At 70.2% G+C, this 26945-nt stretch carries 19 protein-coding genes; 12 read left to right on the forward strand and 7 right to left on the reverse strand.

All coding sequences use genetic code 11. The features are described from left to right. From ACIO3P_RS24265 to ACIO3P_RS24305, 9 genes are all read left to right on the forward strand, one after another. Window positions 1–900 (forward strand): ABC transporter permease, encoded by a 900-nt coding sequence (locus ACIO3P_RS24265; RefSeq protein ID WP_329825488.1) that lies wholly within the window; start codon window positions 1–3, stop codon window positions 898–900. A gap of 58 nt (window positions 901–958) precedes the next feature. After that, a complete protein-coding gene (locus ACIO3P_RS24270; protein WP_329825489.1) occupies window positions 959–2062 on the forward strand; it encodes an ABC transporter ATP-binding protein in 1104 nt (367 codons plus the stop codon). Continuing rightward, entirely contained in the window at window positions 2059–3162 is a 1104-nt protein-coding gene (locus tag ACIO3P_RS24275) for an ABC transporter ATP-binding protein (RefSeq protein WP_401852172.1), read from the forward strand. The genes ACIO3P_RS24270 and ACIO3P_RS24275 overlap by 4 nt, the downstream gene beginning before the upstream one ends. Further along, entirely contained in the window at window positions 3159–4202 is a 1044-nt protein-coding gene (locus ACIO3P_RS24280) for a LacI family DNA-binding transcriptional regulator (RefSeq protein ID WP_401852174.1), read from the forward strand. Before ACIO3P_RS24275 ends, ACIO3P_RS24280 begins: the two co-directional genes overlap by 4 nt. A gap of 227 nt (window positions 4203–4429) precedes the next feature. Next, window positions 4430–6022 carry an FAD-dependent oxidoreductase gene (locus ACIO3P_RS24285; RefSeq protein WP_401852566.1) on the forward strand — a complete coding sequence of 531 codons (1593 nt, stop codon included), beginning with the start codon at window positions 4430–4432 and terminating at the stop codon, window positions 6020–6022. A 27-nt stretch (window positions 6023–6049) separates the two neighbouring features. Then, window positions 6050–8221 (forward strand): glycoside hydrolase family 3 N-terminal domain-containing protein, encoded by a 2172-nt coding sequence (locus tag ACIO3P_RS24290; protein WP_401852177.1) that lies wholly within the window; start codon window positions 6050–6052, stop codon window positions 8219–8221. Window positions 8222–8461: 240 nt separating this feature from the next. Beyond that, the gene (locus ACIO3P_RS24295) at window positions 8462–10165 is read left to right on the forward strand and encodes a right-handed parallel beta-helix repeat-containing protein (protein ID WP_401852179.1); all 1704 of its coding nucleotides are present in this window, start codon (window positions 8462–8464) and stop codon (window positions 10163–10165) included. Between the two features lie 169 nt (window positions 10166–10334). Then, complete coding sequence (locus ACIO3P_RS24300) at window positions 10335–12374, forward strand: polymorphic toxin-type HINT domain-containing protein (RefSeq protein WP_401852181.1); 2040 nt, start codon at window positions 10335–10337, stop codon at window positions 12372–12374. 97 nt (window positions 12375–12471) lie between these two features. Beyond that, entirely contained in the window at window positions 12472–12921 is a 450-nt protein-coding gene (locus ACIO3P_RS24305) for a hypothetical protein (protein WP_401852182.1), read from the forward strand. 1372 nt (window positions 12922–14293) lie between these two features. Here ACIO3P_RS24305 and ACIO3P_RS24310 read toward each other — a convergent pair. Beyond that, the gene (locus ACIO3P_RS24310) at window positions 14294–15883 is read right to left on the reverse strand and encodes a hypothetical protein (RefSeq protein WP_401852184.1); all 1590 of its coding nucleotides are present in this window, start codon (window positions 15881–15883) and stop codon (window positions 14294–14296) included. 303 nt (window positions 15884–16186) lie between these two features. Here ACIO3P_RS24310 and ACIO3P_RS24315 point away from each other — a divergent pair, with 303 nt between their 5' ends. Both ACIO3P_RS24315 and ACIO3P_RS24320 read left to right on the forward strand, forming a co-directional pair. Next, window positions 16187–16708 (forward strand): hypothetical protein, encoded by a 522-nt coding sequence (locus ACIO3P_RS24315; RefSeq protein ID WP_401852186.1) that lies wholly within the window; start codon window positions 16187–16189, stop codon window positions 16706–16708. After that, window positions 16705–16896: a hypothetical protein gene (locus tag ACIO3P_RS24320; RefSeq protein WP_401852188.1), complete on the forward strand. Its 192-nt coding sequence runs from the start codon at window positions 16705–16707 to the stop codon at window positions 16894–16896. The genes ACIO3P_RS24315 and ACIO3P_RS24320 overlap by 4 nt, the downstream gene beginning before the upstream one ends. 49 nt (window positions 16897–16945) lie before the next feature. Here the strand turns inward: ACIO3P_RS24320 and ACIO3P_RS24325 are convergent, their stop codons facing one another. Beyond that, entirely contained in the window at window positions 16946–17818 is an 873-nt protein-coding gene (locus ACIO3P_RS24325; protein WP_401852190.1) for an acyl-CoA thioesterase, read from the reverse strand. A gap of 158 nt (window positions 17819–17976) precedes the next feature. Further along, window positions 17977–20490, reverse strand: coding sequence for a DEAD/DEAH box helicase (locus ACIO3P_RS24330; RefSeq protein WP_401852192.1), 2514 nt, complete (start codon window positions 20488–20490; stop codon window positions 17977–17979). 216 nt (window positions 20491–20706) lie between these two features. Here ACIO3P_RS24330 and ACIO3P_RS24335 point away from each other — a divergent pair, with 216 nt between their 5' ends. Continuing rightward, window positions 20707–21498 carry a metal-dependent hydrolase gene (locus ACIO3P_RS24335; protein ID WP_329825508.1) on the forward strand — a complete coding sequence of 264 codons (792 nt, stop codon included), beginning with the start codon at window positions 20707–20709 and terminating at the stop codon, window positions 21496–21498. Window positions 21499–21534: 36 nt separating this feature from the next. Here the strand turns inward: ACIO3P_RS24335 and ACIO3P_RS24340 are convergent, their stop codons facing one another. The 4 genes from ACIO3P_RS24340 to ACIO3P_RS24355 all read right to left on the reverse strand — a co-directional run bounded on the left by ACIO3P_RS24340 (window position 21535) and on the right by ACIO3P_RS24355 (window position 26928). After that, window positions 21535–22476, reverse strand: coding sequence for a class I SAM-dependent methyltransferase (locus tag ACIO3P_RS24340; RefSeq protein ID WP_401852194.1), 942 nt, complete (start codon window positions 22474–22476; stop codon window positions 21535–21537). A gap of 129 nt (window positions 22477–22605) precedes the next feature. Then, the gene (locus ACIO3P_RS24345) at window positions 22606–23175 is read right to left on the reverse strand and encodes a helix-turn-helix domain-containing protein (RefSeq protein WP_401852195.1); all 570 of its coding nucleotides are present in this window, start codon (window positions 23173–23175) and stop codon (window positions 22606–22608) included. A gap of 124 nt (window positions 23176–23299) precedes the next feature. Beyond that, window positions 23300–25081: an ABC transporter ATP-binding protein gene (locus tag ACIO3P_RS24350; RefSeq protein WP_401790107.1), complete on the reverse strand. Its 1782-nt coding sequence runs from the start codon at window positions 25079–25081 to the stop codon at window positions 23300–23302. Further along, entirely contained in the window at window positions 25078–26928 is a 1851-nt protein-coding gene (locus tag ACIO3P_RS24355) for an ABC transporter ATP-binding protein (protein ID WP_329825513.1), read from the reverse strand. Before ACIO3P_RS24355 ends, ACIO3P_RS24350 begins: the two co-directional genes overlap by 4 nt. Between the last annotated feature and the right edge of the window lie 17 nt (window positions 26929–26945).

Below are 26945 nucleotides of genomic sequence, written 5' to 3' on the forward strand. Positions count from 1 at the left end.
GTGAGCACCACATTCCTCGCCAGTTGGAAGGTCCGTACCGGCCTCGCCATCCTGGCAGTCTTCTGCCTGCTGGCCCTGTTCGGCCCCTGGCTGGCACAGAGCCTGCTCGGCCTCGACCCGCGCGCCAACGACACCAGCGTCATCGCCCAGCCGCCCAGCGGCGCCCACCTGCTGGGCACCGACCAGTTCGGCCAGGACGTCCTCGCCCAGGTCATCGCCGGCGCCCGGGGCTCGATGTACGTCGGACTGCTCGGCGCGGTGGTCGGTACGGCGATGGCGATCCTGGTCGGCGTCCCGGCCGGATACCACGGCGGCCGGATCGACGCCGCCCTGAACTTCCTGACCAACCTCTTCCTCGTCCTGCCCGTGCTGCCGCTCATCCTCATCGTGGCCGGCTACTTGCAGGGCACCGGACTCACCACCATCGCCCTGATCATCGGTTTCTTCGGCTGGTCCGGCGGGGCCCGCACCCTGCGGGCCCAGGCCCTCAGCATCGCCAACCGCGACTTCGTACGGGCCATGCGCATGCTCGGCGAACGAGGCCACCGACTGGTCTTCGCCGAAGTGCTGCCCCATCTGACCGGCCTCATCGCGTCCATGTTCCTCCACGCGATGATCGGCGCGGTGATGGCCGAGGCCGGACTGGCGTTCCTCGGCATCTCCGACTCCTCGGCGATCAGTTGGGGCACGATGATCCAGTCGGCGCAGCAGCAGAGCGCCGTCCTGCGCGGCCTGTGGTGGTGGTTCGTCCCGCCCGGCCTGTGCATCGCCCTGATCGGTACGGCCGCGGCCCTGGTCAACTTCGGCGTCGACGAACTCGCCAACCCCAAGCTGCGGGTCGCCCGCCCTGTTTCGGCGCGGCGCGCCAGGCGGACGGCGCGAGCGGGCGGTGGGGCGTGATGACCGTCCGTCCGGTGCCGCCGCGTTTCCCGACCGTTCCGCCCGGAGGTGGATCCTGATGACCGTACAGGCCGAGCAGCACACGCCGTCCCAGGCTCCCGCCGGGCAGGCCGTCCTCGACGTACGCGGCCTGACCGTCGAGTACGCCACCGGGAGCGACCCCGTACGCGCCTGCACCGACGTCTCCTTCACCCTGCGCCGAGGTGAGATCCTCGGCGTCGCGGGGGAGTCGGGATCGGGCAAGTCCACGCTGATCACCGCCCTGACCCGGCTCCAGCGCCCGCCCGCCGTCACCACCGCCGGGCAGATCCTCTTCCACGGCCGGGACGGCGGCCCGCCCGTCGACCTCGTCGCGCTCGACACCCGGCGACTGCGCCGCTACCGGTGGACGGCGCTGTCCATCGTGCTGCAGTCCGCGATGGACGCGCTGAATCCGGTGATGCGGATCGGCGCCCAGTTCGCCGATGTCCTCAGGGCCCGCGACCGCTCGATGAGCAAACGGGACGCCTGGGCACGGGCCGCGGAACTGCTCGCCCTGGTCGGCATCTCCGCGGACCGGTACCGCGACTACCCGCACCAGCTCTCCGGCGGTATGCGCCAGCGCGCCGCCATCGCCCTGGCTCTGGCCTGCCGCCCCGAACTGGTGGTGATGGACGAGCCGACAACGGCGGTCGACGTGGTGATGCAGCGGCAGATTCTCGCCCAAGTGCTCAAGCTGAGAAGGGAGTTGGGTTTCGCGGTAGTGTTTGTCACCCATGACCTGTCGCTGCTGCTGGAACTGGCGGACCGTATCGCCATCATGTACGCGGGCCGTATCGTCGAGGTGGGCGAGGCCGCGACCCTCTACAGCGCCCCGAAACACCCCTACACCCAGGGCCTGCGGGACTCCTTCCCGCCGCTGCACGCCCCGCTGCGCACCCTGCGCGGTATCCCCGGCACCCCGCCCGACCTGCGCCGCCCACCGCCCGGCTGCCCGTTCCACCCGCGCTGCGCGCGGCGGACGGACGGCTGCGACCAGCGACTGCCGGTCCTGCTGCCGGTGGGACCGCGGCCGGGGCACGAGGCGGCCTGCCTCCTCAACGAGACGGGGACGGGACCCGGCCCCAGAGCCGTAACCGTGACCGGGAACGACAGTGGCGAGACAGGAGGCGGAGTCCGATGAGCAAGGTCCCACGCGAGAAGGCGCCGGCAGCGGAGGAACCGGAGTACATCCTGGAAGCACGGGACGTCTCCAAGCACTTCACCGTACGCGGCCCGCTCGGCCGTACCTCCGTCGTCCGCGCCGTCGAGGACGCGACCGTCCGGCTGAAGCCCGGACAGATCCTCGCCCTGGTGGGGGAGAGCGGCAGCGGCAAGACCACCCTGGCCCGGATGCTGGCCCGCTTCCACGAACCGACCCGGGGCGAGATCGTGCTGCGCGGTGAGCCCGTGGGCGGTGGCCGGCGGGCCCGGCGCGCCTACCACTCCGAGGTACAGCTCATCTTCCAGGACCCCTTCGGCTCGCTGAACCCGCTGCACCGTATCCACTACAACCTCGACCGCGCCCTGCGACTGCACCAGCCGCACCTGGACGCCGCCCTGCGCGAGCGGCGGATCACGGAGCTGCTGGAAGGGGTGAGCCTCACCCCGGCCGCCGAGTTCGCGGCGAAGTTCCCGCACGAGCTGTCCGGCGGGCAGCGCCAGCGCGCCGTCATCGCCCGCGCGCTCGCCGTGGAGCCCCGGGTGCTGCTCGGGGACGAGCCGATCTCCATGCTGGACGTGTCGATCCGGCTGGAGATGCTCAACCTGCTCCAGCGGCTGCGGACCGAGGACGGTCTCGCGCTGCTGTACGTCACGCACGACATCGCCAGCGCCCGCTATCTGTGCGACGAGATCGCCGTGATGTACGCCGGGCAGATGGTGGAGTCGGGCCCCAAGGAGGAGGTGATCGCCTCTCCGCGGCATCCGTACACCAAACTGCTCGTGGAGTCCTCCCCGGACCCCGAGCGCGGAGTGGGGGACCGCGACACCCTCTTCGAGGGGGCCGACGAACTGGGTGAGCCGCCCAGCCTGATCGACCCGCCGGCCGGCTGCCGATTCCATCCCCGCTGCCCGTTCGCGATGCCGGAGTGCCGCAGCGAGGCGCCGCCGCGCACCGAGTGGGGCGACGGGCACTGGGCGACGTGCTGGCTGCACGTCAAGGGCAGGGCCGGGGAACTGGCCGGGACGACACACGCCGCGGCGACCGCCGCCCGGCGCGACACACTGCAGGGGGCACCATGACAGCACGACGGCGTGACAAGGCGCCCAGCCAGGCGGACGTGGCGCGGCTGGCCGGTGTGTCCCAGTCGGCGGTGTCCCGGGTGGTCAGTGGCAACGCGGCGACCGCACGGATCCCGGAGGAGACCCGGCAGCGCATCTTCGAGGCGGTGCGCGAGCTGGGTTACGTGGCCAACCCCGCCGCCCGCGCGATGCGCAAGCGGCGCAACAACCTGCTGGGCGTGCACACCTTCGAACGGGTCTTCCCGCGCGCACGCGAGGACTTCTACTTCGAGTTCCTGCTCGGGGTGGAGGAGCGGGCCGAGGAGACCGGCTTCGACCTGGTGCTGTTCACCTCGACCGGGTCCGGCACCGACGGCGAACGCAAGATCTACAACAACGGCACCAACCGGCTCAACCTCGCCGACGGGAGCATCCTGCTCGGCGTCGCCACCGACCGCGGCGAACTGGTGCGCCTCTGGTACGAGGGCTACCCCTTCGTCCACATCGGCCGCCGTGAGGTGCCCGGCGCGGAGATCCCGCAGATCATCCCCGACTACCGGTCGGCGAGCGCGCGGATCGTCGAACGGCTCGCGCGCCACGGCCACCGGCGGCTCGGCTACGTACGCGACTGGCAGGAGATGGAACCGTACGAGGACCGCCGTGTCGGCTACGCCGGCGCCGTCGAGCGGCTCGGACTGACCGACACCTCCCCGGGTTTCCACGGCACCGTGGGCCTCGACGGAGCCTGGCTCGACGAGGTGGCGGGCGGCGCGGTGACCGCGATCGTGGTGGAGTCCGTGGGCCTCGCGACGTCCCTCCGCGAACAACTGGGCGCCCGCGGACGGAAGATCCCCGACGACGTGTCCGTCGCCGTGCTGGAGGCGGCGCCCGCGGACCTGTCCGGGCAGTGGGACTCCCTGGTGATTCCCCGCGTGGAGATCGGCCGTCTCGCCGTGGACCGGCTGCAGGCCATGCTCGACGACCCCGAACTGCGCACCGGCAGCCTGCTGGTGCCCTGCCCGCTGATACCCGGCACCACCGTCGCGGACGCGAACGAGTAGGCGCGGACACCGCGCGGCACGCCGGGTACCACCCGACACCGCCCGAAACACCGGCCACCGCCCGACACCGGGAGCTCCGGACGGCGCCCCACGGCCGAGTGGCGCGCCGTCCGCCGATCCCGTCCGCCGGTCCCGGCTGCCGCGAACCCGATGGCAGGACCGTCCGGCCGCTCCGGCCGCCCCAACCGGCCCAACTGGCAGAAGGAACCCCAGCCCCCATGAGAGAAATGCGAACCGAGGTCCTCGTCGTCGGCGGTGGCCTGGGCGGCGTGGCCGCCGCGCTCACCGCCGCCCGGCTCGGCCGGACCGTCGTGCTCACCGAGGTCACCGACTGGCTCGGCGGACAGCTCACCGCACAGGCCGTGCCGCCCGACGAACATCCCTGGATCGAGGGTCCTTCCGCCCCGCCGGGCTACGCCGAACTGCGCCGCCGGGTACGCGACTACTACCGCCGCAACTACCCCCTGGCACCCGATGCCGCGCGGGACCCGCTGTTCGACCCCGGTCTCGGTGTCGTGAGCCGGATGTGCCACGAACCGCGCGTGGCCGTGGCCGTCATCGAGGAGATGCTCGCCCCCTGGCGGTCCTCCGGCGCGATCACCGTCCTGACCGGGTACGAGCCGGTCGCCGCGCACACCGACGGCGACCGCGTCGAGGCGGTCACCCTGACCGACCGCCACGACGGACGCGAGATCACCGTCCACGCCGCCTATGTCGCCGACGCCACCGAACTCGGCGAACTGCTGGAGCTGGCCGGTGTGGAACACGTCATCGGCGCGGAGGGCCGCGACGAGACCGGGGAGCCGCACGCGCCCGAGACCGCCGACCCCCTCGACCAGCAGGCCGTGTCCTGGTGCTTCGCCCTGGAGCACCGGCCCGGCGAGGACCATGTGATCGACCGGCCCGCCTCCTACGACCACTGGCGCACCACAGTCGCCCCGTTCTGGCCGGGACCGCAGCTCTCCTTCACCGACGTCGTCCCCATCACCCTCCAGCACCGCACCTGGCCGCTGATGGACGCCGACCGAACGGCGGGCGACCACTTCGACCTGTGGCGGTTCCGCCGCGTCCTGGCCCGCGAACAGTTCACGCCCGGCGCCTTCGCCTCCGACCTCACCGTGGTCAACTGGCCGCAGATCGACTACTGGGAGACGCCGCTCCTCGGGGTCGACGCCGAGCAGCGGCAGCAGGCGCTCGACGCCGGCCGCGACCTCTCGCTCTCCTTCCTGCACTGGCTGCAGACCGAGGCGCCCCGCCCCGACGGCGGCACCGGTTGGCCGGGCCTGCGTCTGCGCCCCGATGTCACCGGCACACCGGACGGCCTGGCCAAGGCGCCGTACATCCGCGAATCGCGCCGTATCAGGGCCGAGTTCACCGTGGTCGAACAGCATGTGGGCGTCGAGGCACGCCCGCCGGGCGCGGGCGGCGCCGTGTTCCACGACAGCGTGGGCATCGGCGCGTACCGCATCGACCTGCACCCCAGCACAGCGGGCCGCACCTACATCGACATCGAGTCCTACCCGTTCCAGATTCCGCTGGGCGCCCTGATCCCCGTACGCGTCGACAACCTCCTGCCCGCCAACAAGAACATCGGCACCACGCACATCACCAACGGCTGCTACCGGCTGCACCCCGTGGAGTGGGCCATCGGCGAGGCGGTCGGCGCCCTCGCCGGATTCTGTCTCGACCGGGGCCTGCCACCGCGCAAGGTCCGCTCCGACCAGACCCAACTGGCCGACTACCAGCGGCTGCTGAGCCACACCCTCGCCATCCCACTGGCGTGGCCGGAGGAGATCCGCAGCCGGCCGCACCACTACTGAGACGCCGCCGCCCTGAGAGGAACCAACATGACCGGCCATGACCACGAGTCCCGTATCGGGGAACTCCTGAACCGGATGACCGTCGAGGAGAAGTTCGGCCAACTCCAGCAGTTGGCCTGGGCCTGGGACACCGGGCCCGGCGGTGGCGACACCGGGGCCGCCGAGGTCGCCGCGCGCAAGGGCCTGCTCGGCTCGGTGCTCAACGTCGTCGGCGCCGGGGCGAGCAACGCGCTGCAGCGCATCGCCGTGGAGGAATCCCGCCTGGGCATCCCCCTGGTCTTCGGCCTGGACGTGATCCACGGCTACCACACCACGTTCCCGGTCCCGCTCGCCCAGGCCGCCGCGTTCGACCCGGCGGTGACCGCGAAGGACGCCGAGGTCTCCGCACGTGAGGCCCGCTCCAACGGCGTCCACTGGACGTTCTCCCCGATGATGGACGTCACCCGCGAACCCCGCTGGGGCCGGATCGCCGAGAGCACCGGCGAGGACCCGTACCTGACCACCGCCTACGCCATGGCCAAGGTACGCGGCTACCAGGGCGACGACCTGACCGCACCGGACCGGATCGCCGCCTGCGCCAAGCACTTCGTGGCCTACGGCGGCGCCGAGGGCGGCCGCGACTACAACACCGTCGACGTCTCCGAGCAGCGGCTGCGCAACCTCTACCTGCCCCCGTTCCGGGCCGCCGTCGGCGCCGGCGCGGCCACCGTCATGGCCGGGTTCAACACCATCAGCGGCATCCCGGCCCACGCCCACCCGCACACCCTCACCGACATCCTCAAGGAGGAGTGGGGCTTCGACGGCGTCGTCGTCAGCGACTGGACCGGAGTCCTGGAACTGATCGCGCACGGCGCCGCCGCGCACGAGGCCGAGGCGGCACGGCGCTCCCTGACCGCCGGAGTGGACATGGAAATGGTGTCCACCACCTTCGCCGACCACGGCCGCGACCTGCTCGCCTCCGGGGCGCTGACGCGGGAGCGGCTGGACGACGCCGTGGCGCGGGTGCTCCGCCTGAAGCTGCGCCTCGGCCTCTTCGAGCGCCCGTACGTGGCGGAGAGCGCGGCACTGACCGCCCCGAGCGCCGAGTCGCGGGCGGCGGCGCGCGAGGTCGCCGGGCGGTGTGTGGTGCTGCTGAAGAACGACGACGGCCTCCTCCCCCTCGACAGGTCAGGGCCGCGTGCGCTGGCGGTCGTCGGGCCCTTCGCCGACTCGGGTGATCTGCTGGGCACCTGGACCCTGCCCGGCGCCCCGGAGGCGGTCCCCGTACTCGCCGGTCTGCGCGCGGCGCTGCCGGACACCGACATCCGCCACGCCGCCGGGGTCTCCCCGGAGGGGCTCGACACCTCCGGCATCGCGGAGGCGGTCGCGGTCGCCGAGGCCGCCGACGCCGTGGTCCTCGTGGTCGGCGAGCCGCCCGCACTCAGCGGGGAGGCCGCCGCCCGCAGCGAACTGGGCCTGCCCGGCGCCCAGGAGCAGTTGGTCCGTGCGGTCGCCGGGACCGGCACCCCCTGCGTGGTGGTGCTGGTCGGCGGACGCCCGCTCACGATCGGCACCTGGGCGGACCGGGTGCCGGCGATCGTCATGGCCTGGCACCCGGGCATCGAGGCCGGCCACGCCGTCGCGGACGTCCTGACCGGAGCCGTCGTCCCCGGCGGCAAGCTGCCCGTGACGTTCCCCCGCACGGTGGGTCAGATCCCGCTCTACCACAACCACGAGAGGACCGGCCGCCCGTACGATCCGGCCGCGCCCGGGACGAAGTACGTGTCGCGCTACCTCGACCTCGACGCCGGTCCCGAGTTCGTCTTCGGCCACGGGCTGAGCTACACCACCTTCGCGCTGGACGAACCCCGATTGAGCCGCGAGCGGATCGGGGTGACGGAGCTGCGCGCGGGGGCGACGGTGGAGGTGACCGTCCCCGTCCGCAACACCGGCGGGCGCGAGGGCGACGAGGTGGTCCAGCTCTACCTCCAGGACCCCGCCGCCACGATCGCCCAGCCGGTCCGCCGGCTGTGCGGCTTCCGCCGCGTCCGGCTGGCGCCGGGGGAGGAGCGACAGGTCCGCTTCACCCTGGGCGCCGACGACATCGGCTACTGGAGCGACGACCCCGCCGGCGAGTTCATCGTGGAGCCGGGCGAGATCCACCTCCACACCGGTGACAGCTCACGGACCCGGACCCGGCGCACCCTCCTGATCACCTGACCACCGGCTCGGCCCCCACGGGAACCGGCCGGAACCGGAAGGACCGTCTCGACCCGGACGACGCGAGCCGTCCGCCGAAGGGAGCGATGCGCCGAGGAGATCCCCTCACCCGCTCTTCGATCCACCTCGCCCGACGCCACGCCGGACCAGCCGTCCGCAGTGTGCCGTCGAGGCATGCCTCCACCACGAGTCGTCATCTGCGGGCCCGTGCGTCGTCGCGGTCCCGCAGCGGGGAGAAGCATGAGAGCAAGAATCGTCGCGGCAGCGGTGGCCCAGGGAATGCTGGGCCTGCTCCTGGCGGGTGCCGCCACGGGCACCGCGCACGCCGCCACCACCACGTACTACGTGTCGCCCGGCGGCAGTGACAGCAACACCGGTCTCTCGCCCGACCAGGCATGGAAGTCGACCGGGAAGGTCAACGGCTTCACCTTCCCGCAGGGCGCCACCGTCTCCTTCCAGGGCGGGCAGACGTTCACCGGCTGCCTGGTCTTCGACAGGGACAACGTGCCCGCGGCCTCGGCGGCGACACCCTTCAAGGTCACCTCCTACGGCACCGGGCGGGCCACCCTCAGCTCCGGCTGCACGGGCAACTACTCGGCCGCGGTCACCGCAGACAACGTGAGCGGCTTCCATCTGGACAACCTGAAGCTGGTCAACGGCGGTACGACCGCGGCCGGTGTGCTCCTGCAGAACCAGACGTCACCGACGGCGGCCACGGGCCTGAAGGTGACCCGCTCCGACATCTCCGGCTTCGCCACGCCGAGCGGCAGCGACAGCACCTTCGGCGGGCAGATCATGGTGCTCGGCTACGCGGTGAACGGCAACAGCGGACCGCTGGACGATGTGCAGATCCTCGACAACGAACTGCACGGAGCCTCCGTGACCTCGAACGCCGGACCGGGCGTCTACGGGTGGGGCGCGGGGCTCAACATCACCGACGTCAGGGTCGAGGGCAACACCGTCCACAACCTCGGCATGGCGGCGCAGAGCACGGGGGCCGCGCTGACCGCGAACGGCTGGAACGGCGCGGTCATCCAGCACAACGTGGTCCACGACATCGGCGCCAACGTGACCTCGTGCGGCGGCGCCAGCGGCATCATGACGTACACCTCCAACGATGTGACCATCCGCCGCAACGAGGTGTACAAGGTCCAGCCGGTTCCGGACTACACCGCCGGGTGCGACTGGGACGGGATCGACCTCGACGGCGGCACCACGAACTCGGTGGTGGAGTACAACTACACGCACGACAACGCGGGCAGCGCTCTGCTGGCCTACACCTCGACGGTCGGCTCACGGGTGTGGGGGCCGAACACCTACCGCTACAACATCTCGGAGAACGACGACTGGGCGAACGCCCAGGGCGGACTCTTCGACGTCGTGCCCAACGCGCCGAAGAACGCGCTGTCGATCTACGGCAACACCTTCTTCACGGGCAAGGACCAGAGCAAGAACAAGAGGGCGGGCGCCAGCGCGTGCTTCATGTTCGGCTACACCTCCGGGACCTGGGCCAGTGGTTCGCAGATCAAGGACAACATCTGCCACATGGCCAACAAGGGCACGTACGGCAAGACCGGCCAGCTCTACTACAACCCGTACGGGCAGACCGGCATGACCCTGTCGAACAACCTGTACTACGGGACGAACACCGGCGGTTGGCGCTGGAGCGGCACCACCTACCCCGACTTCGCCGCCTGGCAGGCGACCGGCCTGGAGCCGGGCGCGGTGTGGGGCGACCCCTTGTTCACCTCGCCCGGCACCGGCGGCACCTGCTCCTGGTCGCCGACCACGGGCACCGGACCGCAGCCCTGCCCGCAGGCGTACACCCTCAGGCCCGGCTCCCCGGCGATCGGCGCGGGCACGGCGGTGTCCGGCAACGGCGGGATCGACTACTACGGGACCACCGTTCCCGCCACACCGAACATCGGGGCGGACGCGGGCTAGGGTCTTTCGACTGATCGGGGGCCGGCCTCCGAGTGAGGTGGGGCCCTGGCAGCAGCCTGCTGCCAGGGCCCCACCCGTGCCTGCGCCGGTGTCAGCCGAGGGCCTTCATCGCTCTCCAGTCCTTGGCCAGGGCTACCTTGACCGGCGCGTTCGTGTTGGTCTTCGACGGGTGGTAGATCTGCATCTGACCGTCGACGCCCGAACGGGCCCAGATATCGGGGATGCCGTCGTTGTTGACAGCTCCACCGGCAAGCTGCTGGCCGCCTTCGACTACGACAAGGCGCCCGGCGGCAAGGGCATGCCGTACACCGCGACCCGCTACACGGACGGCGAGGCGTACACCCAGAAGGTCGACGCGGCGGGCGGCGCGCTGCTCCACACGCAGCGCACCTACGCGGCGCCGGGCGGCGCGGTCATGCGGTACGCGAACGGCGAGGGCGCCGAGCAGTTGGTCGCGCTGGCGGGTGACCACCAGGGCAGCACGTACGCCGAGGTCGCGCTGAACAGCACGAACACGGTCCGGATCCGCAAGCAGGACCCGTTCGGCAACCAGCGCGGCACCAGTACGGTCGGCGCCAACCTCCAGTCGCACACGGGCTTCCTGGGCGCGACCCGTGACGACTCCTCCGGCTTCCAGCCGCTGGGAGCGCGTCTGTACGACCCGCTGGTGGGCCGCTTCCTGTCGGCGGACCCGGTCCTGGACCTGAACGACGTCCTCCAGTCCAACGGCTACACGTACGCCCACAACAACCCCGTCACGATGTCCGACCCGACGGGCCTGGCCATCTCCCTGACGGCGTCGGAGCGCGCGGCGGCCCTGGCCGGCGCGGGCCTCTCGGCGGCCCAGGTCTCCCAGGCCCAGGCCATGATGGGCAAGTCCCTCACCTCGGTGATCCTCGCGGTAGCGTGGGACACCCTGAAGGACTTCATCGGCATCAACGACGCGATGTCCTGCTTCGGCGGCGACATGTGGTCGTGCGGCAGCCTGATCATCGGGGCGATCCCCTGGAGCAAACTGGGCAAGATCCCCTCGGTGCTGAAGGCGGTCGACCGCACCATCAACGCCGTCATGGCCTTCCGTACGGCCAAGAAGGCGGCGGAACTGGTCCTGAAGGCGGCGAAGGCGGCGGAAGCGGCGGCGCTGCGGGCCAAGAAGGCGGCGATCGAGAAGGCGAAGAAGGAAGCCGCCCAGAGAGCCAAGAAAAAGGCGGCCGAACAGGCGAAGAGAATCGCCGACCGGGCCGCGGCCCAAGCCAAGAAAACCGGCAACGCGGTCCAGAAACAGGCCCAGGCCAAGGCCGCCCCGAAGGTCTCCACCCACAAGGCATCCGGCGGCGGCGCCTCCAAGGCCGGCGGCTCCAAGCCGGGCGGCAGCTCCGGCGGCTCCTCCCGTACCAAGGGCGGTTCCAGCGGCAGCGGCGGTTCCGGCAAGGCCGGCGGGGGCGGGGGCGGTGGCTCCTGCGAGGTCGACAACAGCTTCGTGGCGGGCACCAAGGTCCTGATGGCCGACGGCACCACGAAGCCGATCGAGCAGGTGAGGACGGGCGACAAGGTCGTCGCGACCGACCCGAAGACGGGCGAGACCCACGTCGAGACGGTCACGGCCGAGATCAAGGGCCAGGGCCTGAAGCATCTGGTCAAGGTCGTCATCGACACGGACGGCGAGAAGGGCACGAAAACCGCCGAGGTAACGGCGACGGACGGCCACCCCTTCTGGGTCCCCGAACTCGGCGAATGGATCGACGCCACCGACCTGCGATCGGGCCAGTGGCTGCGCACGGGCGCGGGCACGCTCGTCCAGATCGCGACGGTCGAACACCGCACCGTCCCGGACGAAACGGTCTACAACCTCACCGTCGGTGACCTCCACACGTACTATGTGCTGGCGGGCGCCACACCGGTCCTCGTTCACAACTGCAACGAGAACATAATTTCCAATGCGGACGGGTTCGATAACTCGGCAGAACTTTCCCAGGTTGCAACGGGGGATGTTTACAGCGGAGTCTACGATCCGAACGGTGGGGTGTTTTTTGCCCGCCTGAGCGTCGACGACAAGGATCCTTCGAGATTCCCGAATGCTGTCCTGTCGCAAGGGGGGGGCATGGGGAAGTTAACTTCTGGCACTTCAGGGGCTCCAAGGAGACCGTCGCATTCAACATCTTCTTTGAGGAGGACGGTATATCTGTGGCCTGGTTCTCTCGAAGTGTGAACCGGAGGAACCATGGCGATTCCATGGCTCCTCTCGAAGGAAGGCAGGCGATCATGGACGCGATAGCCGGTGCAACTGGCAGGCAGGTGAGGTCCAGATGAATGGTGACGCAGAATTCTGCGAGTTGGTTTTCGATATGCCCCTCCCTGCTTGTCTGGTCGAATCGATCAAAGATTGCAGATGGATGGATCTGGCCAATTCCCCCAGAATTGAGGCAGTGTTCGGTCGGGCCTCCGTCCGTCCCGGATTCCATTCAATTTCCGGAATGACCGGAATGACGAAGTGGTGGCGTGAAGATCTCGATGAAGAAACTCTGCAGTGCTACTTCGGTACGTCCGAGGAGTGTGCCGCACCCGGCTATATGTCACGAATGAAGACCGTGATAATCGGGAACCTTGGACCAGATCTTCCTTTCGTTCTGGATTACAGGGAATCTTCTGTCGATCCAAGCGTGGCCTTTCTGGGGGAAGGGGATTCTTGGCAGAGGATTTCCGAGAACGTGTGTGACCTGATTCTCGCGCTCGACCCGCGGCGGGCCGATTACTGACCTTGGATGAAGATCACAGAACGAAGAGCTTACGCAAGGAACGACGGCATCAACGGGACTGAACTCAAGGCGCGTGAAAGAGGGCTATCTCTGGGGCGCGGGTAGCTCTGCCGGGTGGCCTGGTCGGTGAAGCAGGCGGAGATAGCCTTCGAAAGCGGAATTCCATGGGCGCATGTGAGCCGAATCTGGAAGAATGCTGAGTGGGGTGAGATCGACTTCGACTATGATGAGCCAATTTGTGAGAGGTAGCGATCCACCCCGGTCGATTGGGGAAGGGCTTGGAAGGTTCAGAGGCTCAAGGGCGACCGCTGCGCTATGGGTGTGACATAACCCTGGGTGATGTCACACGCCTGGAGTCGTTTCTCATGGCGCGAACTGCGGGACTTGCCCAGGCGGAGCGCGGATCTGACGAGCGGCAAATGGCGCGCACAGTCAGAAGTGTCCTGCATCACCTCGTGGTCACGCTTCAAACTTCTCTGCCTTTCTCGGATCGGGGCAATGAAGCACAACCATTGGTGCGCATGCGGGTCGCAGTGTCATGGAACGCCCTGTGGGCGCTGGTATCTTCATGGAAGTGGCATGAAGAGTACGATCTGGAGCGATGGCGCTCCGTCAAGTACTGGGATGAAAATCAAAAGGAAGCATTTGAAAAGTGTTTGGCTGATGAATTTTCCAGGGGTCAGTGCCGTGAGATCTCGGGGAATGATGGCCAATAAGCACTGAAGGTGCTGTGCATGTTTAGGAAATAAGTCGCGCAAATTTTTCCTGCTCTGGTAGAGGGGAGTTTTGAAGCCCCGCCGGGTTCCGATTCCGGTGGGGCTTCTGGGCGCTTGACAGCAACGTTGCCGGCAGCATCAGCGGACGACGGACGCGGTCGACCAGGGCCTGTCCATGGGATGGTGGCGTAGGCGGCGAAGACACCACCGATCCGGCAGTTGTCGATCTTTCTGGAAGTCCCCGTGTGCTGCCTCGGCATCCCGGCCGACGTACTCTCTCAGGTCGTCTCGGACGGCATCGGCGTCCCCAGCGGGCACCGTTGAGCAGATGCTGCAGCCCGGCAGAGTCACGATGTCCTGCGTACTCGGCCAGTTGCCAGCCGTTCCTACGGCCTACCGGCGCCGACAGGCCGTGGACACAGTCCCGCATCCACCACCGCAGGTCCACCCGCCTGAACCGGCCAGCCACCCGCGCGAAGACCGACTCCATTCTCTGCAACCCAGCCCTCGACCTCAGCCATCCTCTCCACGACCGGACAACGACGAGAAGAACCAGCTCAGGACATGAACTCCCACTGGAGTGCCAGGCCCCGGACCGTACGGAGACCCTGCGGCCGTCTCCCGTCCCGGGTCTCAGGTCCGGCCATGGCGCCCGGTCACCGGAGAGCGACCGATAGCCGGGAGAACTTCGCCCGCGCCGTGCCGTTGGAGGTCTGCAGGCCGACGTAGCCGCGCGCGGGGACCAGCGTGGGATCCGGGACGCGGAGCACGCGGGCGCCGTCCGCGTACAGTTCGAGGTTCTTGCCGTCGAGTACGAACCGCAGGTCGTAGCGGCGTCCGGGTTCGATCGTGTCCGCCGAGCCGACCCCCGCGAGCTTCCGGTTGCGGCCCTTCTCCATGACGCCGAGCCCGAAGGCGTGGCCCCACGAGCCCAGGCCCGCGTAGTAGTAGCTGTCCCGCCCGGTCATGCGCGCCAGAATCACATGGTCGGGATCGGCCGGTCCGTTGCCCTGCGGGGTGACGGAGACCCTGATCTCGTAGTCGGGGGCCTCGATCGGCACATTGCCCTGGAGGGTCTGCGGCAGATGGCCAGGGGCGTTCCCCAGCGACCACGCGCCCCGGTCCCGTACCTCGAACGAGGCCCCGGTGGGGATCTCGCCGCCCTGGGTCATCGTCCATTTCGCCGGGTCGACGATCTCGACGGCGTCGTCCCGGACGGCGAGCTGGATGGTCTCGTTCCAGCCGGGGCGGTTGTTCTTGACGTTGTAGAAGAGGTGTTCGCGCCCCTCGTGGACCACCGCGAACTGCCGGTAGATCATGCTGTCCTCGTCGCCCCCGACGACACCGAGGTCGAGTTCGAGGTCGGTGCGCTTCAGCTCCCAGTGGATGCCGTCGCGGGAGTGGAGGCGGCCGCCGCGCGACGGGTAGTCGGCCTGCCAGCCAAGGATCCGGGTCTCGTAGAGGTCGCGCCCCAGCTTCCGTACGTTGGGGCCGCCGACCCCGAGGGACGCCCAGCCGCCGTCGTCCATGGGGCGCAGCACCGGATTGGCCGGGTGCTTGTGCCAGGGGCCCCGGGGGTGGGTGGCGGTGGCGTAGCAGATGTAGCGCGGTTCGCCGCCGGCCGAGGCGATCTTGCCGGCGGTGTACCACATCTTCCAGATCTTCTCGTCGGTGTCGTACATCAGGGACGAGTTGTAGATGAACTCGTCCTCCCAGGGCGCGGTGGAGGCCAGAACGACGCCGTGTTTGGTCCACGGCCCTTCCGGCCGGGGCGCCGAGGCGTAGTGGATCCGGCCCGCGCCGCCGCCGTCGACGCCGAAGTACGTCATGTGCCACAGGCCGTCGTACGGGACGACGCTGGGCTGGTTGAGCGCCGACGACTCGGTGCCGAGGGTGGGTGCGAGGACGGGCCGCTCCTTCTTCTCCCACCGGCGGCCGTCCTGGCTGGTGGCGTAACCGATGCCGTGGAGCGAGCCGTACCAGAGCTTGAACACCGGTCCCGTGGGGCTGTTGTGGACGAGGCAGGGGTCCTGGAGCAGCGAACTCTCCCAGGGGAGGTCGGTCCGCATCACGACGCCCTCCCTGCGCCAGCCGGGGACGGGACCGAAGTCATCGGCCAGGACGACCTTTCCGGGCTGGCTCCGTGGAGCGCCGGCGGAGCCCGCGGCCACCGCGGGGACCGCGAGGGAGGTGGCCACGCCGCCGAGGAGGGCGCGGCGTGACAGGGCAGGAAGGGCATCGGTCACGGGCGCCTCTTTTCGTCATCTGTGCCTGTGGACATGCGACGAGGGCGTGCGGCAACGGTGCTCAGGACAACGGTGTTCAGGAACAAGGAATAGCGCACGCGCGTGGCGGTGACAATGTCCATGCCAAGGACGGTGGTCCGTCCCGCTGCGAACCCGCCGCCCGCGCGGGCCGCCGGGCCGGCGCGGGCCAGGAAGTAAGCATTTCTACGGACGTGGCGCCCGCTCGCCGCTCCTCCTGTCCTTCCACGAGCCCCCGGATCGGGATCACCGGGCCCGGGGCGAGGCCGAGGACGGAGAGCGGACATGAGTCGTTTGGCAGGCAAGGTCGCACTGGTCAGTGGCGGGGCCCGGGGGATCGGGCGGGGTATCGCCGACCTCTTCGTCGCGCAGAGGGCCATGGTGGTGGCCGCCGATGTCATCCGGCCCGACCCCGGGGCGCCGGACGGCCGGGTGGAGCACGCCGAGGGTACGGGGACCGTCGCGTTCGAATGGCTCGACGTGACCGACGAGGACGCCTGCACCGTCGCGGCGGCCCAGTTCGAGATGCGCGAGTTCGACTTCCGCGAGGTCGACTTCCGCGAGGCGCTGGGGCCGCTGGCCGAGGGGCTGCTCCGGGCGACGGTGACGGGCACGTACGCCGATCACATCGGCCGTTCCTTCGCGGCGCGTTACCGGGTGCCGCACGGTGTCGCGCCCGGCAGGTCGCACGCGGGGATCGCCTACGACCGGGCGCGGATGATCGCCGGGGCGTGGTCGCGCGTGGACGCCCCCGGGACTACCGGCGGGTCGCCACTGCGCTGCGGACCACGATCCACCGGGGCGTGAACGGCGCCTACTACCCGGCCGGTCCCGGGCAGGCGGCGCTGGCCTATCCGGAGCTGACGCCGGACCCGTCGATCGGCCAGGCTCACCTCGTGCACCAGATCCAGGACGGCCGGCACCGCATCCTCGCGCCGTCCCCGTACGCCGACGGCCGGTTCCGGCCGCCGCCGCCCCGGTTCGGACCGGTGTGAGGCAGCGTGGAGCACAGGCGCGCCGTGCGGATACGGGTGGCGGCGCTGGTCAGTTGTCCAGCTTGCGGAACAGCCCCTCCTGCACCACCGACACCAGCAACTTGCCCTCACGGTCGTAGATACGGCCCCGGGCGAGCCCCCGGCCGCCCGTCGCGATCGGCGACTCCTGGTCGTACAGGAACCACTCGTCCGCGCGGAACGGCCGGTGAAACCACATCGCGTGGTCCAGCGACGCCATGTCGAAGCCCCGCGGCCCCCACAGCGGCTCCACCGGGATGCGCACCGCGTCCAGGAGCGTCATGTCGCTCGCGTACGTCAGCGCGCACGTGTGCACCAGCGGGTCGTCGCCGAGCGGGCCCACCGCGCGCATCCACACCGCGCTGCGCGGCTCCGCGCCGCTGATCTCCTCCTGGGTCCAGCGCAGCCCCTCCACGTACCGGATGTCGAACGGCTGGCGCCGGACCATCCGCTCCAGCGACTGCGGCAGCCCGCCCAGATGTTCGCGCACCTCGTCGGAGACGGTGGGCAGCGACTCGGGGTCGGGGAAGTCCAGCCGGGGCGGGAGTTGGTGCTCGAAGCCGCCCTGCTCGGGGTGGTGGAACGAGGCCGTCAGATTGAAGATCGTACGGCCCTGCTGGACGGCCGTGACCCGGCGCGTGGTGAACGCCCGCCCGTCCTTGATCCGTTCGACCTGGTAGACGATCGGGACGCCCGGGCGCCCCGGCCGCAGGAAGTAGGCGTGCAGTGAGTTGACCGGCTGCAGGCCGTCGGTGGTGCGGCCGGCCGCGACCAGCGCCTGACCCGCCACCTGCCCTCCGAAGACCCGCTGGAGGGACTCCTCGGGGCTGCGCCCGCGGAAGATGTCGACCTCGATCCGCTCCAGGTCGAGCAGATCGACCAGCCGCTCGGCGGGGTTCGTCATGGTGCCGTGTGCTCCCGTTCTCGGTTCACGATCGTTCTCAGATGCTGTCGTTCTCAAGGGCTGTCGTTCTCAAGGGCTGTCGTTCTCAAGGGCTGTCGTTCTCAGGTGCTGTCGTTCTCCACGGCTGTACCGCGCCGTACAGCCGTGGAGTGGATACGTCAGAGCTGGCCCACGGACGTGACACGTACGACCGCGAGCCCTTCCTCGTCGGAGGCCGCGAGGTCGACCTCGGCGCCGATGCCCCAGTCGTGGTCGCCGTTCGGGTCGGCGAAGGTCTGCCGGACCCGCCACAGCCCGTGCTCCGGGTCCTCCTCGATGGCGATCAGCTTGGGCCCGCGGGCGTCGGGCCCGGTGCCCAGGTCCTCGTACTCGTCCCAGTACGCGTCCATCGCCTCGCCCCAGCGGTCCGCGTCCCAGCCCGACTCGCCGTCCAGCTCGCCCAGTTCGTACACCTTGTCCAGCGCGGCCAGCTCGACCCTGCGGAACATCGCGTTGCGTACGAGGACCCGGAAGGCGCGGGCGTTGGCCGTGACCGGCCTGACCTGGTCGGCCTTCTCCTGCGCCTGCTCGGCCGTCTCCACCTCGGGGTTGGCCAGTTGCTCCCACTCGTCCAGCAGGCTGGAGTCGACCTGCCGGACCATCTCGCCCAGCCAGGCGGTCAGGTCCTCCAGGTCCTCCGACTTCAGATCGTCCGGAATGGTGTGTTCCAGTGCCTTGTACGCGCCCGCGAGATAGCGCAGCACAATGCCCTCGGTGCGCGCCAGCTCGTAGTGGGACGTGAACTCCGTGAAGGACAGGGCCCGTTCGTACATGTCCCGGATCACCGACTTGGGCGAGACCGGATGGTCACCGACCCACGGATGGCTGGTGCGGTAGGTGTTGTACGCGTGGACGAGCAGTTCCTCCAGCGGCTTGGGGTACGTGACCTCCTGCAGCCGCTCCATCCGCTCCTCGTACTCGATCCCGTCCGCCTTCATCGCGCCGATCGCCTCGCCGCGCGCCTTGTTCTGCTGGGCCGCGAGGATCTGCCGCGGATCGTCCAGCGTCGACTCGACGACCGAGACCATGTCCAGTGCGTACGACGGCGATTCGGGGTCCAGCAGCTCGAACGAGGCCAGCGCGAACGTCGACAGCGGCTGGTTGAGCGCGAAGTCCTGCTGGAGATCGACGGTCAGCCGGACGACACGGCCCTCCGCGTCCGGGGTCTCCAGCCGCTCCACCACTCCGCCGTCCAGCAGCGAACGGTAGATCGCGATGGCCCGCCGGATGTGCCGGAGCTGCTGCCTGCGCGGCTCGTGGTTGTCCTCCAGCAGTCTGCGCATCGCCTCGAACGCGTTGCCGGGACGGGCGATGACCGACAGCAGCATCGTGTGCGTGACCCGGAAACGCGAGTTCAGCGGTTCGGGGTCGGAGCCGATCAGCTTGTCGAAGGTCGTCTCCGACCAGGCGACGAACCCCTCGGGCGCCTTCTTGCGCACCACCTTGCGGCGCTTCTTGGGATCGTCGCCCGCCTTGTTCAGCGCCTTCTCGTTCTCCACGACATGCTCGGGCGCCTGCGCGACGACGAAGCCCGCCGTGTCGAACCCGGCCCGCCCGGCTCGCCCCGCGATCTGGTGGAACTCCCGGGCGCGCAGGGTGCGGACGCGGGTGCCGTCGTACTTGGTGAGCGCGGTGAACAGCACGGTACGGATCGGTACGTTGACGCCGACGCCGAGCGTGTCCGTACCGCAGATGACCTTCAGCAGCCCCGCCTGGGCCAGCTTCTCCACCAGCCGCCGGTACTTGGGCAGCATGCCCGCGTGGTGCACCCCGATGCCGTGCCGTACGTACCGGGAGAGGTTGCGGCCGAACTTGGTGGTGAAGCGGAAACTGCCGATCAGCTCGGCGATCTTGTCCTTCTCCTCGCGCGTGCACATGTTGATGCTCATCAGCGACTGCGCCCGCTCGACGGCCGCCGCCTGGGTGAAGTGCACGATGTAGACCGGCGCCTGCCGGGTCTCCAGCAGCTCGGTCAGCGTCTCGGTGATCGGGGTGAGGCGGTACTCGTAACTGAGCGGCACCGGGCGGGTCGCCGACCGTACGACGGAGGTCGGCCGGCCCGTGCGCCGGGTCAGGTCCTCCTCGAAGCGCGAGACGTCCCCGAGCGTCGCGGACATCAGGATGAACTGGGCCTGCGGCAGCTCCAGGATGGGGATCTGCCAGGCCCAGCCGCGGTCCGGCTCGGCGTAGAAGTGGAACTCGTCCATCACGACCTGGCCGATGTCGGCGTACTTCCCGTCGCGCAGCGCGATCGACGCCAGCACCTCGGCCGTACAGCAGATCACCGGGGCGTCGGCGTTGACGGAGGCGTCCCCGGTCAGCATGCCGACGTTCTCCGTGCCGAAGAGCTTGCACAGGTCGAAGAACTTCTCCGAGACCAGCGCCTTGATCGGCGCGGTGTAGAAGGTGACCTTGTCCTGTGCCAGCGCTGTGAAGTGCGCACCCGCCGCGACCAGGCTCTTTCCGGAGCCGGTGGGGGTGGAAAGGATCACGTTGGCGCCGGAGACCACCTCGATCAGTGCCTCCTCCTGAGCCGGATAGAGCGTGATGCCCTGGCCCTCGGCCCAGGAGGAGAAAGCCTCGAAGAGGGCATCGGGGTCGGCATCCGGCGGCAGGCGATCGATAAGGGTCACGTCCCCATCTTGCCCTCCTTCCGGCCGGATGAGGGAACCGGACAGCGGGCAGAAGATCACGAGAGATACGCTGCCGTGTCAACTGGGCATCAGGACAACTGGCTTCAGAGCCCTGAGTCTCACGACACACGGCTTCACCACACGCGGCTCCACAGGGGCGGAGCCTCCGCGACAGGAGGCTCACGACAACTGCAACGGGACGGGACGGATACGACCATGATGGGACCGGCACACTCTCTGTCAGGGGCAGCGGCCTGGCTGGGGGTGGGCGCCGCCGCGACCGCCGCCGGCTACACGATGCCCTGGCCCGTCCTGGTCGTCGGGGCGCTGATCTGCGCGGGAGCCGCGCTCGCCCCGGACCTCGACCACAAGGCCGCGACGATCTCGCGGGCGTTCGGTCCGGTGTCGAGAACGCTCTGCGAGATCGTCGACAAACTGTCGTACGCGGTCTACAAGTCGACCAGGAAGCCGGGCGACCCCCGCCGGACCGGCGGTCACCGCACGCTCACCCACACCTGGCTCTGGGCCGTCCTGATCGGCGCGGGCGCCTCGGCGGTCGCGTACACCGGGGGCCGGTGGGGGGTCCTCGCGATCCTCTTCGTCCACCTCGTCCTCGCGGTGGAGGGCCTGCTCTGGAGGGCCGCCCGGGTCTCCAGCGACGTCCTGGTCTGGCTGCTCGGCGCGACCAGCGCCTGGATGCTGGCGGGGATACTGGACCAGCCGGGCAATGGCGCGAACTGGCTGTTCACCGAACCCGGCCAGGAGTACCTCTGGCTCGGTCTGCCGATCATCCTCGGCGCGCTGGTGCACGACATCGGCGACGCGCTGACCGTGTCGGGCTGCCCGATCCTGTGGCCCATACCGCTCGGCCGCAAGCGCTGGTACCCCATAGGCCCGCCGAAGGCGATGCGCTTCCGCGCCGGAGCCTGGGTGGAGGTGAAGGTGCTGATGCCCGTCTTCATGCTGCTCGGCGGGGTCGGCGCCGTGTTCGCCCTCAATCTGGTCTGAGCGGCTGGACCACGGCGCCGGACCCGCGCGGTCCGCTCAGGCGCGGCGCGCGGCCCACACGGTGCGTTCGGTGCGGACCATGAGGTCGCCGCGGCGCAGGATGCTGAGGGGGCTGCCGGTGTCGAGCAGGTGGTCGAGGACGGTGAGGTCCTCGGCGGCAAGGGTGTCGGCGGCGGCGCCGCGCAGCCGCTTCAGGCTGCTGAGCGCGTACGGGCCGACCCTGTCGTTCCGCGAGCCGTCGATGTTCACGGTGATCGTGCGCTCGCCCTCGACGGTGAAACCGGCGGCGGTCAGCTTGGGGCCCCAGTCGGCGCCCCGGTGGGGCACGTGCTCGGCGTGGAGGTGCGCGAGGGCGGCGTGGCAGCGCTCCTCAACTCCGGGCCGCTCCCGCGGAGCGTCCTCGGGCAGGAAGCGCGGGAAGTCGGCCAGCTCCACGACGGCGAACAGACCGCCGGGCGCGAGCAGGCCGTGGACCGCACGCAGAGCGCGGTCCGGGTCGGCCATGTGGTGCATCGAGGCCGATGCCCACACCAGCTCGGGCCGGCCGAGCTCGGGCCAGTCCGCGTCGAGATCTGCCGATACGGTGCGCACCCGGTCGGCCAGACCGAGCGCCTCGGCCCTCTCCCGCAGGCGGCGCAGATGGCCGGCCGACGCGTCGACGGCGGTCACCTCCGCCTCGGGGAAGCGCGCGAGCAGGGCGAAGGTGCCGGTCCCGGTCCCGCATCCCAGGTCCACGATGTGGCGCGGCCCCTTCTCGACGGGCAGCCACGCGGTGATGGACGCGATGTGCTCGGCGAGCACCTCCGCGTCCAGGTCGAGGATCTCCGCCTGGTCGGTCTCGGCCTGTTCGATCTCCGCCTGTTTGATCTTGGCCTGGTCGATCTCGGACTGTTCGGTCTCCGTCAGGTCGTCGGCGCCGGGGGTGTGCTGGGGGACGAGGTGCACGTCGTGTGCCGCGTGCGAGGAAGCGTGGGTCATGACAGTCACGCTAGGAGGACCATGCCCGCGGAGCACCATGGTTCCCGGGATGCGCAAGACGATGACCGGATGAACTGCCGAACGCGCAAGACGCCGCCTCCGCGGCGGGGGCGGCGCCCGACCGCCGGCTCAGATGCCGTCACCGCGCTGGTGGCCGCGGCGCGCGTCGCGGTCGAAGATGCCCAGGACCTCGCAGGGCCCGCCCTCGGCGCCGATGGCATGCGGCAGCATCGTGGGGAACTCCGCCGCCTGGTTCGTCTCCACACGGATACGCCGGTTGCCCAGCAGCAGAATCGCGGTGCCGGACAGGACGACGAGCCATTCGTGGCCCGGATGGGCGCGCATGCGCGTGGGGTTGTCGGGCGGCGGGTCCGTCATGCGCTGACGAATGACGGACACGCCGGGCTCCGCCTTCATGGGCCAGCGCATCTGCCCACGGGCCCCGTCGATCATCGGGCTGATGACGACGTCGTCGCCGGCCGTCTCCACGAGCTGGTCCAGCGAGGTGTCCAGAGCCCGGGCGAGTGTGACGAGCTGGTCCAGAGCCAGCCGGCGCCCGCCGTTCTCGATACGGCTGAGCGTGGACTGGCTGACCCGGGCGCGGGTCGCCAGCTCCTCCAGGGACCAGCCCTGCGCCAGACGCAGGGCCCGGATCCGCTTGCGTACCAGGCTGTCCAGCTCGTCATTGTCTTGCGTCATGGGCAACAGGGTATGCCTTTTAGGCAACGGCGAGGCGGCGCTCGGCGAGGCGGCACTCGAAGAGAGGCCGCCTCGCCCCGAGTGCCGCCCCAGGTACCGCCCCGGGACGGGCGGCGGTCAGCCGTCAGCCGTGCCAGGAGCGCCACAGCGCCGCGTACGCGCCGTCCGCCGTCACCAGTTCGTCATGGCTGCCCTGCTCACTGATCCGGCCCTCCTCCACCACCACGATCACATCCGCGTCGTGCGCGGTGTGCAGCCGGTGGGCGATCGCGATGACCGTACGGCCCTCCAGCACCCGGGCCAGCGAACGCTCCAGATGCCGGGCCGCCCGCGGATCGAGCAGCGAGGTCGCCTCGTCGAGCACCAGCGTGTGCGGATCCGCCAGCACCAGCCGGGCCAGCGCTATCTGCTGCGCCTGGGCAGGTGTCAGCGCCGTACCGCCGGAGCCGACCTCGGTGTCCAGCCCACCGTCCAGTGCCCGCGCCCAGCCGTCCGCGTCGACCGCCTCCAGCGCGGTCCACAGCTCCTCGTCCGCCGCGCCCGTGCGGGCCAGCAGCAGGTTGTCGCGCAGCGACCCCACGAAGACATGGTGCTCCTGGTTGACCAGGGCCACCTGCTCCCGGACCCGCTCCGCCGGCATCCGGGACAACTCCGCGCCGCCCAGCGCGACCCGGCCCTGCCGTGGCCCGTAGATGCCCGCGAGGAGCCGGCCCAGCGTCGACTTCCCGGCGCCCGAGGGGCCGACCAGCGCCAGCCGGGTGCCGGGGCTGACGTCCAGCGTCACCCGGTGCAGTACGTCGACCCCCTCGCGGTAGCCGAAGTGCACCCGGTCGGCGGTGACGTCGCGGCCCTCGGGCACGACCGAGGCATCACCGGCGGCGGGCTCGATGTCCCGTACGCCGACCAGCCGGGCGATCGACACCTGGGCCACCTGGAGCTCGTCGTACCAGCGCAGGATCAGCCCGACCGGGTCCACCAGCATCTGGGCGAAGAGCGCGCCGGTCGTGAGCTGCCCGACGGTGAGCCAGCCCTGGAGGACGAAGACCCCGCCCAGCACCAGCGAGGCCAGGAAGATCGTCACATGGGTGAGGTTGATGACCGGGAAGAGCACCGACCGCAGAGAGAGCGTGTACCTCTCCCACGCCGTCCACTCCCGGATCCGCTGCTCGGAGAGCGCCACACGGCGCCCGCCGAGACGGTGCGCCTCCACCGTCCGCCCCGCGTCGACGGTCTCGGCGAGCATCGCCGCGACGGCCGCGTATCCGGCGGCCTCCGAGCGGTACGCCGAGGGCGCCCGCCGGAAGTACCAGCGGCAGCCGACGATCAGCAGCGGCAGCGCCACCAGCACCGCGAGCGCCAGCGGGGGAGCCGTCACGGTCAGGGCGCCGAGCAGCAGGATCACCCACACGACACCGATCGCGAGCTGCGGCACCGCCTCACGCATCGCGTTCGCCAGCCGGTCGATGTCCGTGGTGATCCGGGAGAGCAGATCGCCGGTCCCGGCCCGCTCCAGCACGCCGGGCGGCAGCCCGACGGCCCGGACGAGGAAGTCCTCGCGCAGATCCGCGAGCATCTCCTCGCCGAGCATCGCCCCGCGCAGCCGCACCATCCGTACGAACACGGTCTGGACGACCAGCGCGACCACGAACACCGCGACGACGCGCTCCATACGGAGGTCGCGCACGCCGCTCGACAGGTCCTCGACGATGGTGCCGAGGAGGTACGGGCCCACCATCGAGGCGATCACCGAGACGGCGTTGACCGCGACGAGCACGACGAACGCCGTACGGTGGCGCCGCAGCAGCTCGCTCACATAGGTCCGTACGGTCGCCGGTGTCCCGACCGGCAGGGTGGTCGCCGACTCCGGGGCCGCCGGGTCGTACGCCGGGGGCGCCAAGCCGATCACGTTGATTCCTCCATGTCGCTCGTGGTCCCGGCCAGTCGCGCCGCGACGGGTGCCATGACGTGGGCGCTCTCCTGGTTCTCTTCGTTCTCTTCGCTCTCTTCGGCGTTCGTCTCGCGGGTGACGACCGCCCGGTAGCCGGAGTCGCCGCCCAGCAGTTCCCGGTGCGTCCCCACCGCCACGGCCTCGCCCTCGTGGACGAACACCACGCGGTCCGCGTGGTCCAGCAGCAGCGGCGAGGAGGCGAACACCACCGTCGTACGGCCGGCGCGCAACTCCTTCACCCCGCGCGCGATCCGCGCCTCCGTATGTGAGTCGACGGCGGACGTCGGCTCGTCGAGCACCAGCACCTCCGGGTCCGTGACCAGCGAACGGGCCAGTGCCAGCCGCTGCCGCTGCCCGCCGGAGAGCGAGCGCCCGCGCTCGGTGATCCGGGAGCGCATCGGGTCACCACTGCCGTCCACCGATGCCTGGACGAGCGCGTCCAGGACGTCCCCGCACTGGGCGGCGGTCAGCGCCGCCTCCGGGGCGACCCCACCGGAGGCCGGGATGTCCAGCAGCTCCGTCAGCGTCCCGGACAGCAGCACCGGATCCTTGTCCTGTACGAGGACGCTCGCCCGTGCCGAGTCCAGCGGGAGATCGTCCAGCGCCACCCCGCCGAGCAGCACGGAGGGGCTCTTCTCCTCCTCGGCCGCATGGCCGCCGAGCCGTTCGGCCAGCCGTCCCGCCGCGTCCGGGTCCCCGCACACCACGGCCGTGAGCAGCCCGGACGGGGCGAGCAGGCCGGTGGCGGGGTCGTACAGATCGCCCGTCGGCCGGGCGTCGTCGAGCCCGCCGCGCTCGTCCTCGTACGCGGTGCGCTCCAGGGACAGCACCCGGGCCGCGCGCTTCGCCGAGGGCCGGGAGAAGGAGTAGGCCATCGCGATCTCCTCGAAGTGCCTCAAGGGGAAGAGCATCAGCGTCACCGTGCTGTAGACGGTCACCAGCGCGCCGACCTCGATCTGCCCGTCCAGGGCGAGCCGCGCCCCGTACCAGACCACCGTGACCAGCAGGATCCCCGGCAGCAGGACCTGGATCGCCGAGATCAGCGCCCACATGCGGGCGCTGCGTACGGCGGCCTCGCGCACCTCCTGCGAGGCGGTGCGGTAGCGGCCGAGGAAGAGCTCCTCGCCGCCGATGCCGCGCAGCACCCGCAGCCCGGCGACGGTGTCGGACGCCAGCTCGGTGGCCTTCCCGGCCTTCTCCCGCTGGATGTCAGCGCGTTGGGTGGCACGGGGGAGCAGCGGCAGTACGGAGAGGGCGAGCACCGGCACGCCGACGGCGACGAGCAGGCCCAGCTCCGGCAGGTACAGGACCAGGCCGACGCAGATCAGGACGATGGCGATGACGGCGGCCAGGAAGCGCGAGAGCGCCTCCACGAACCATCCGATCTTCTCGACGTCACCGGTGGACACCGCGACGACCTCACCGGCGGCGACCCGCCGGGTCAGCGCGGACCCCAGCTCGGCCGTCTTGCGCGCCAGCAGTTGCTGGAGGCGGGCGGCGGCCGTGATCCAGTTGGTGATGGCGGTGCGGTGCAGCATGGTGTCGCCGACGGTGATGGCCAGGCCGAACAGCGCGATCAGGCCGCCGGCCAGCGCGAGCCGGCCCCCGGAGCGGTCGATGACGGCCTGGACGGCGACCCCGGCGCCCAGGGGCAGTCCGGCGATGCCCAGTTGGTGCAGCAGGCCCCAGGAGAGTGATCTGAGCTGTCCGCCCAACTGGTTGCGCCCGAGCCACAACAGGAACCGGGGGCCCGACCGGACATCGGGAATCCCCGGATCGGGATACGGAAGGTCGCGAATCTGCATGATGTCCCATGGCTCGT

The sequence above is a fragment of the Streptomyces sp. NPDC087310 genome (assembly GCF_044744405.1).
GTDB lineage: Bacteria > Actinomycetota > Actinomycetes > Streptomycetales > Streptomycetaceae > Streptomyces.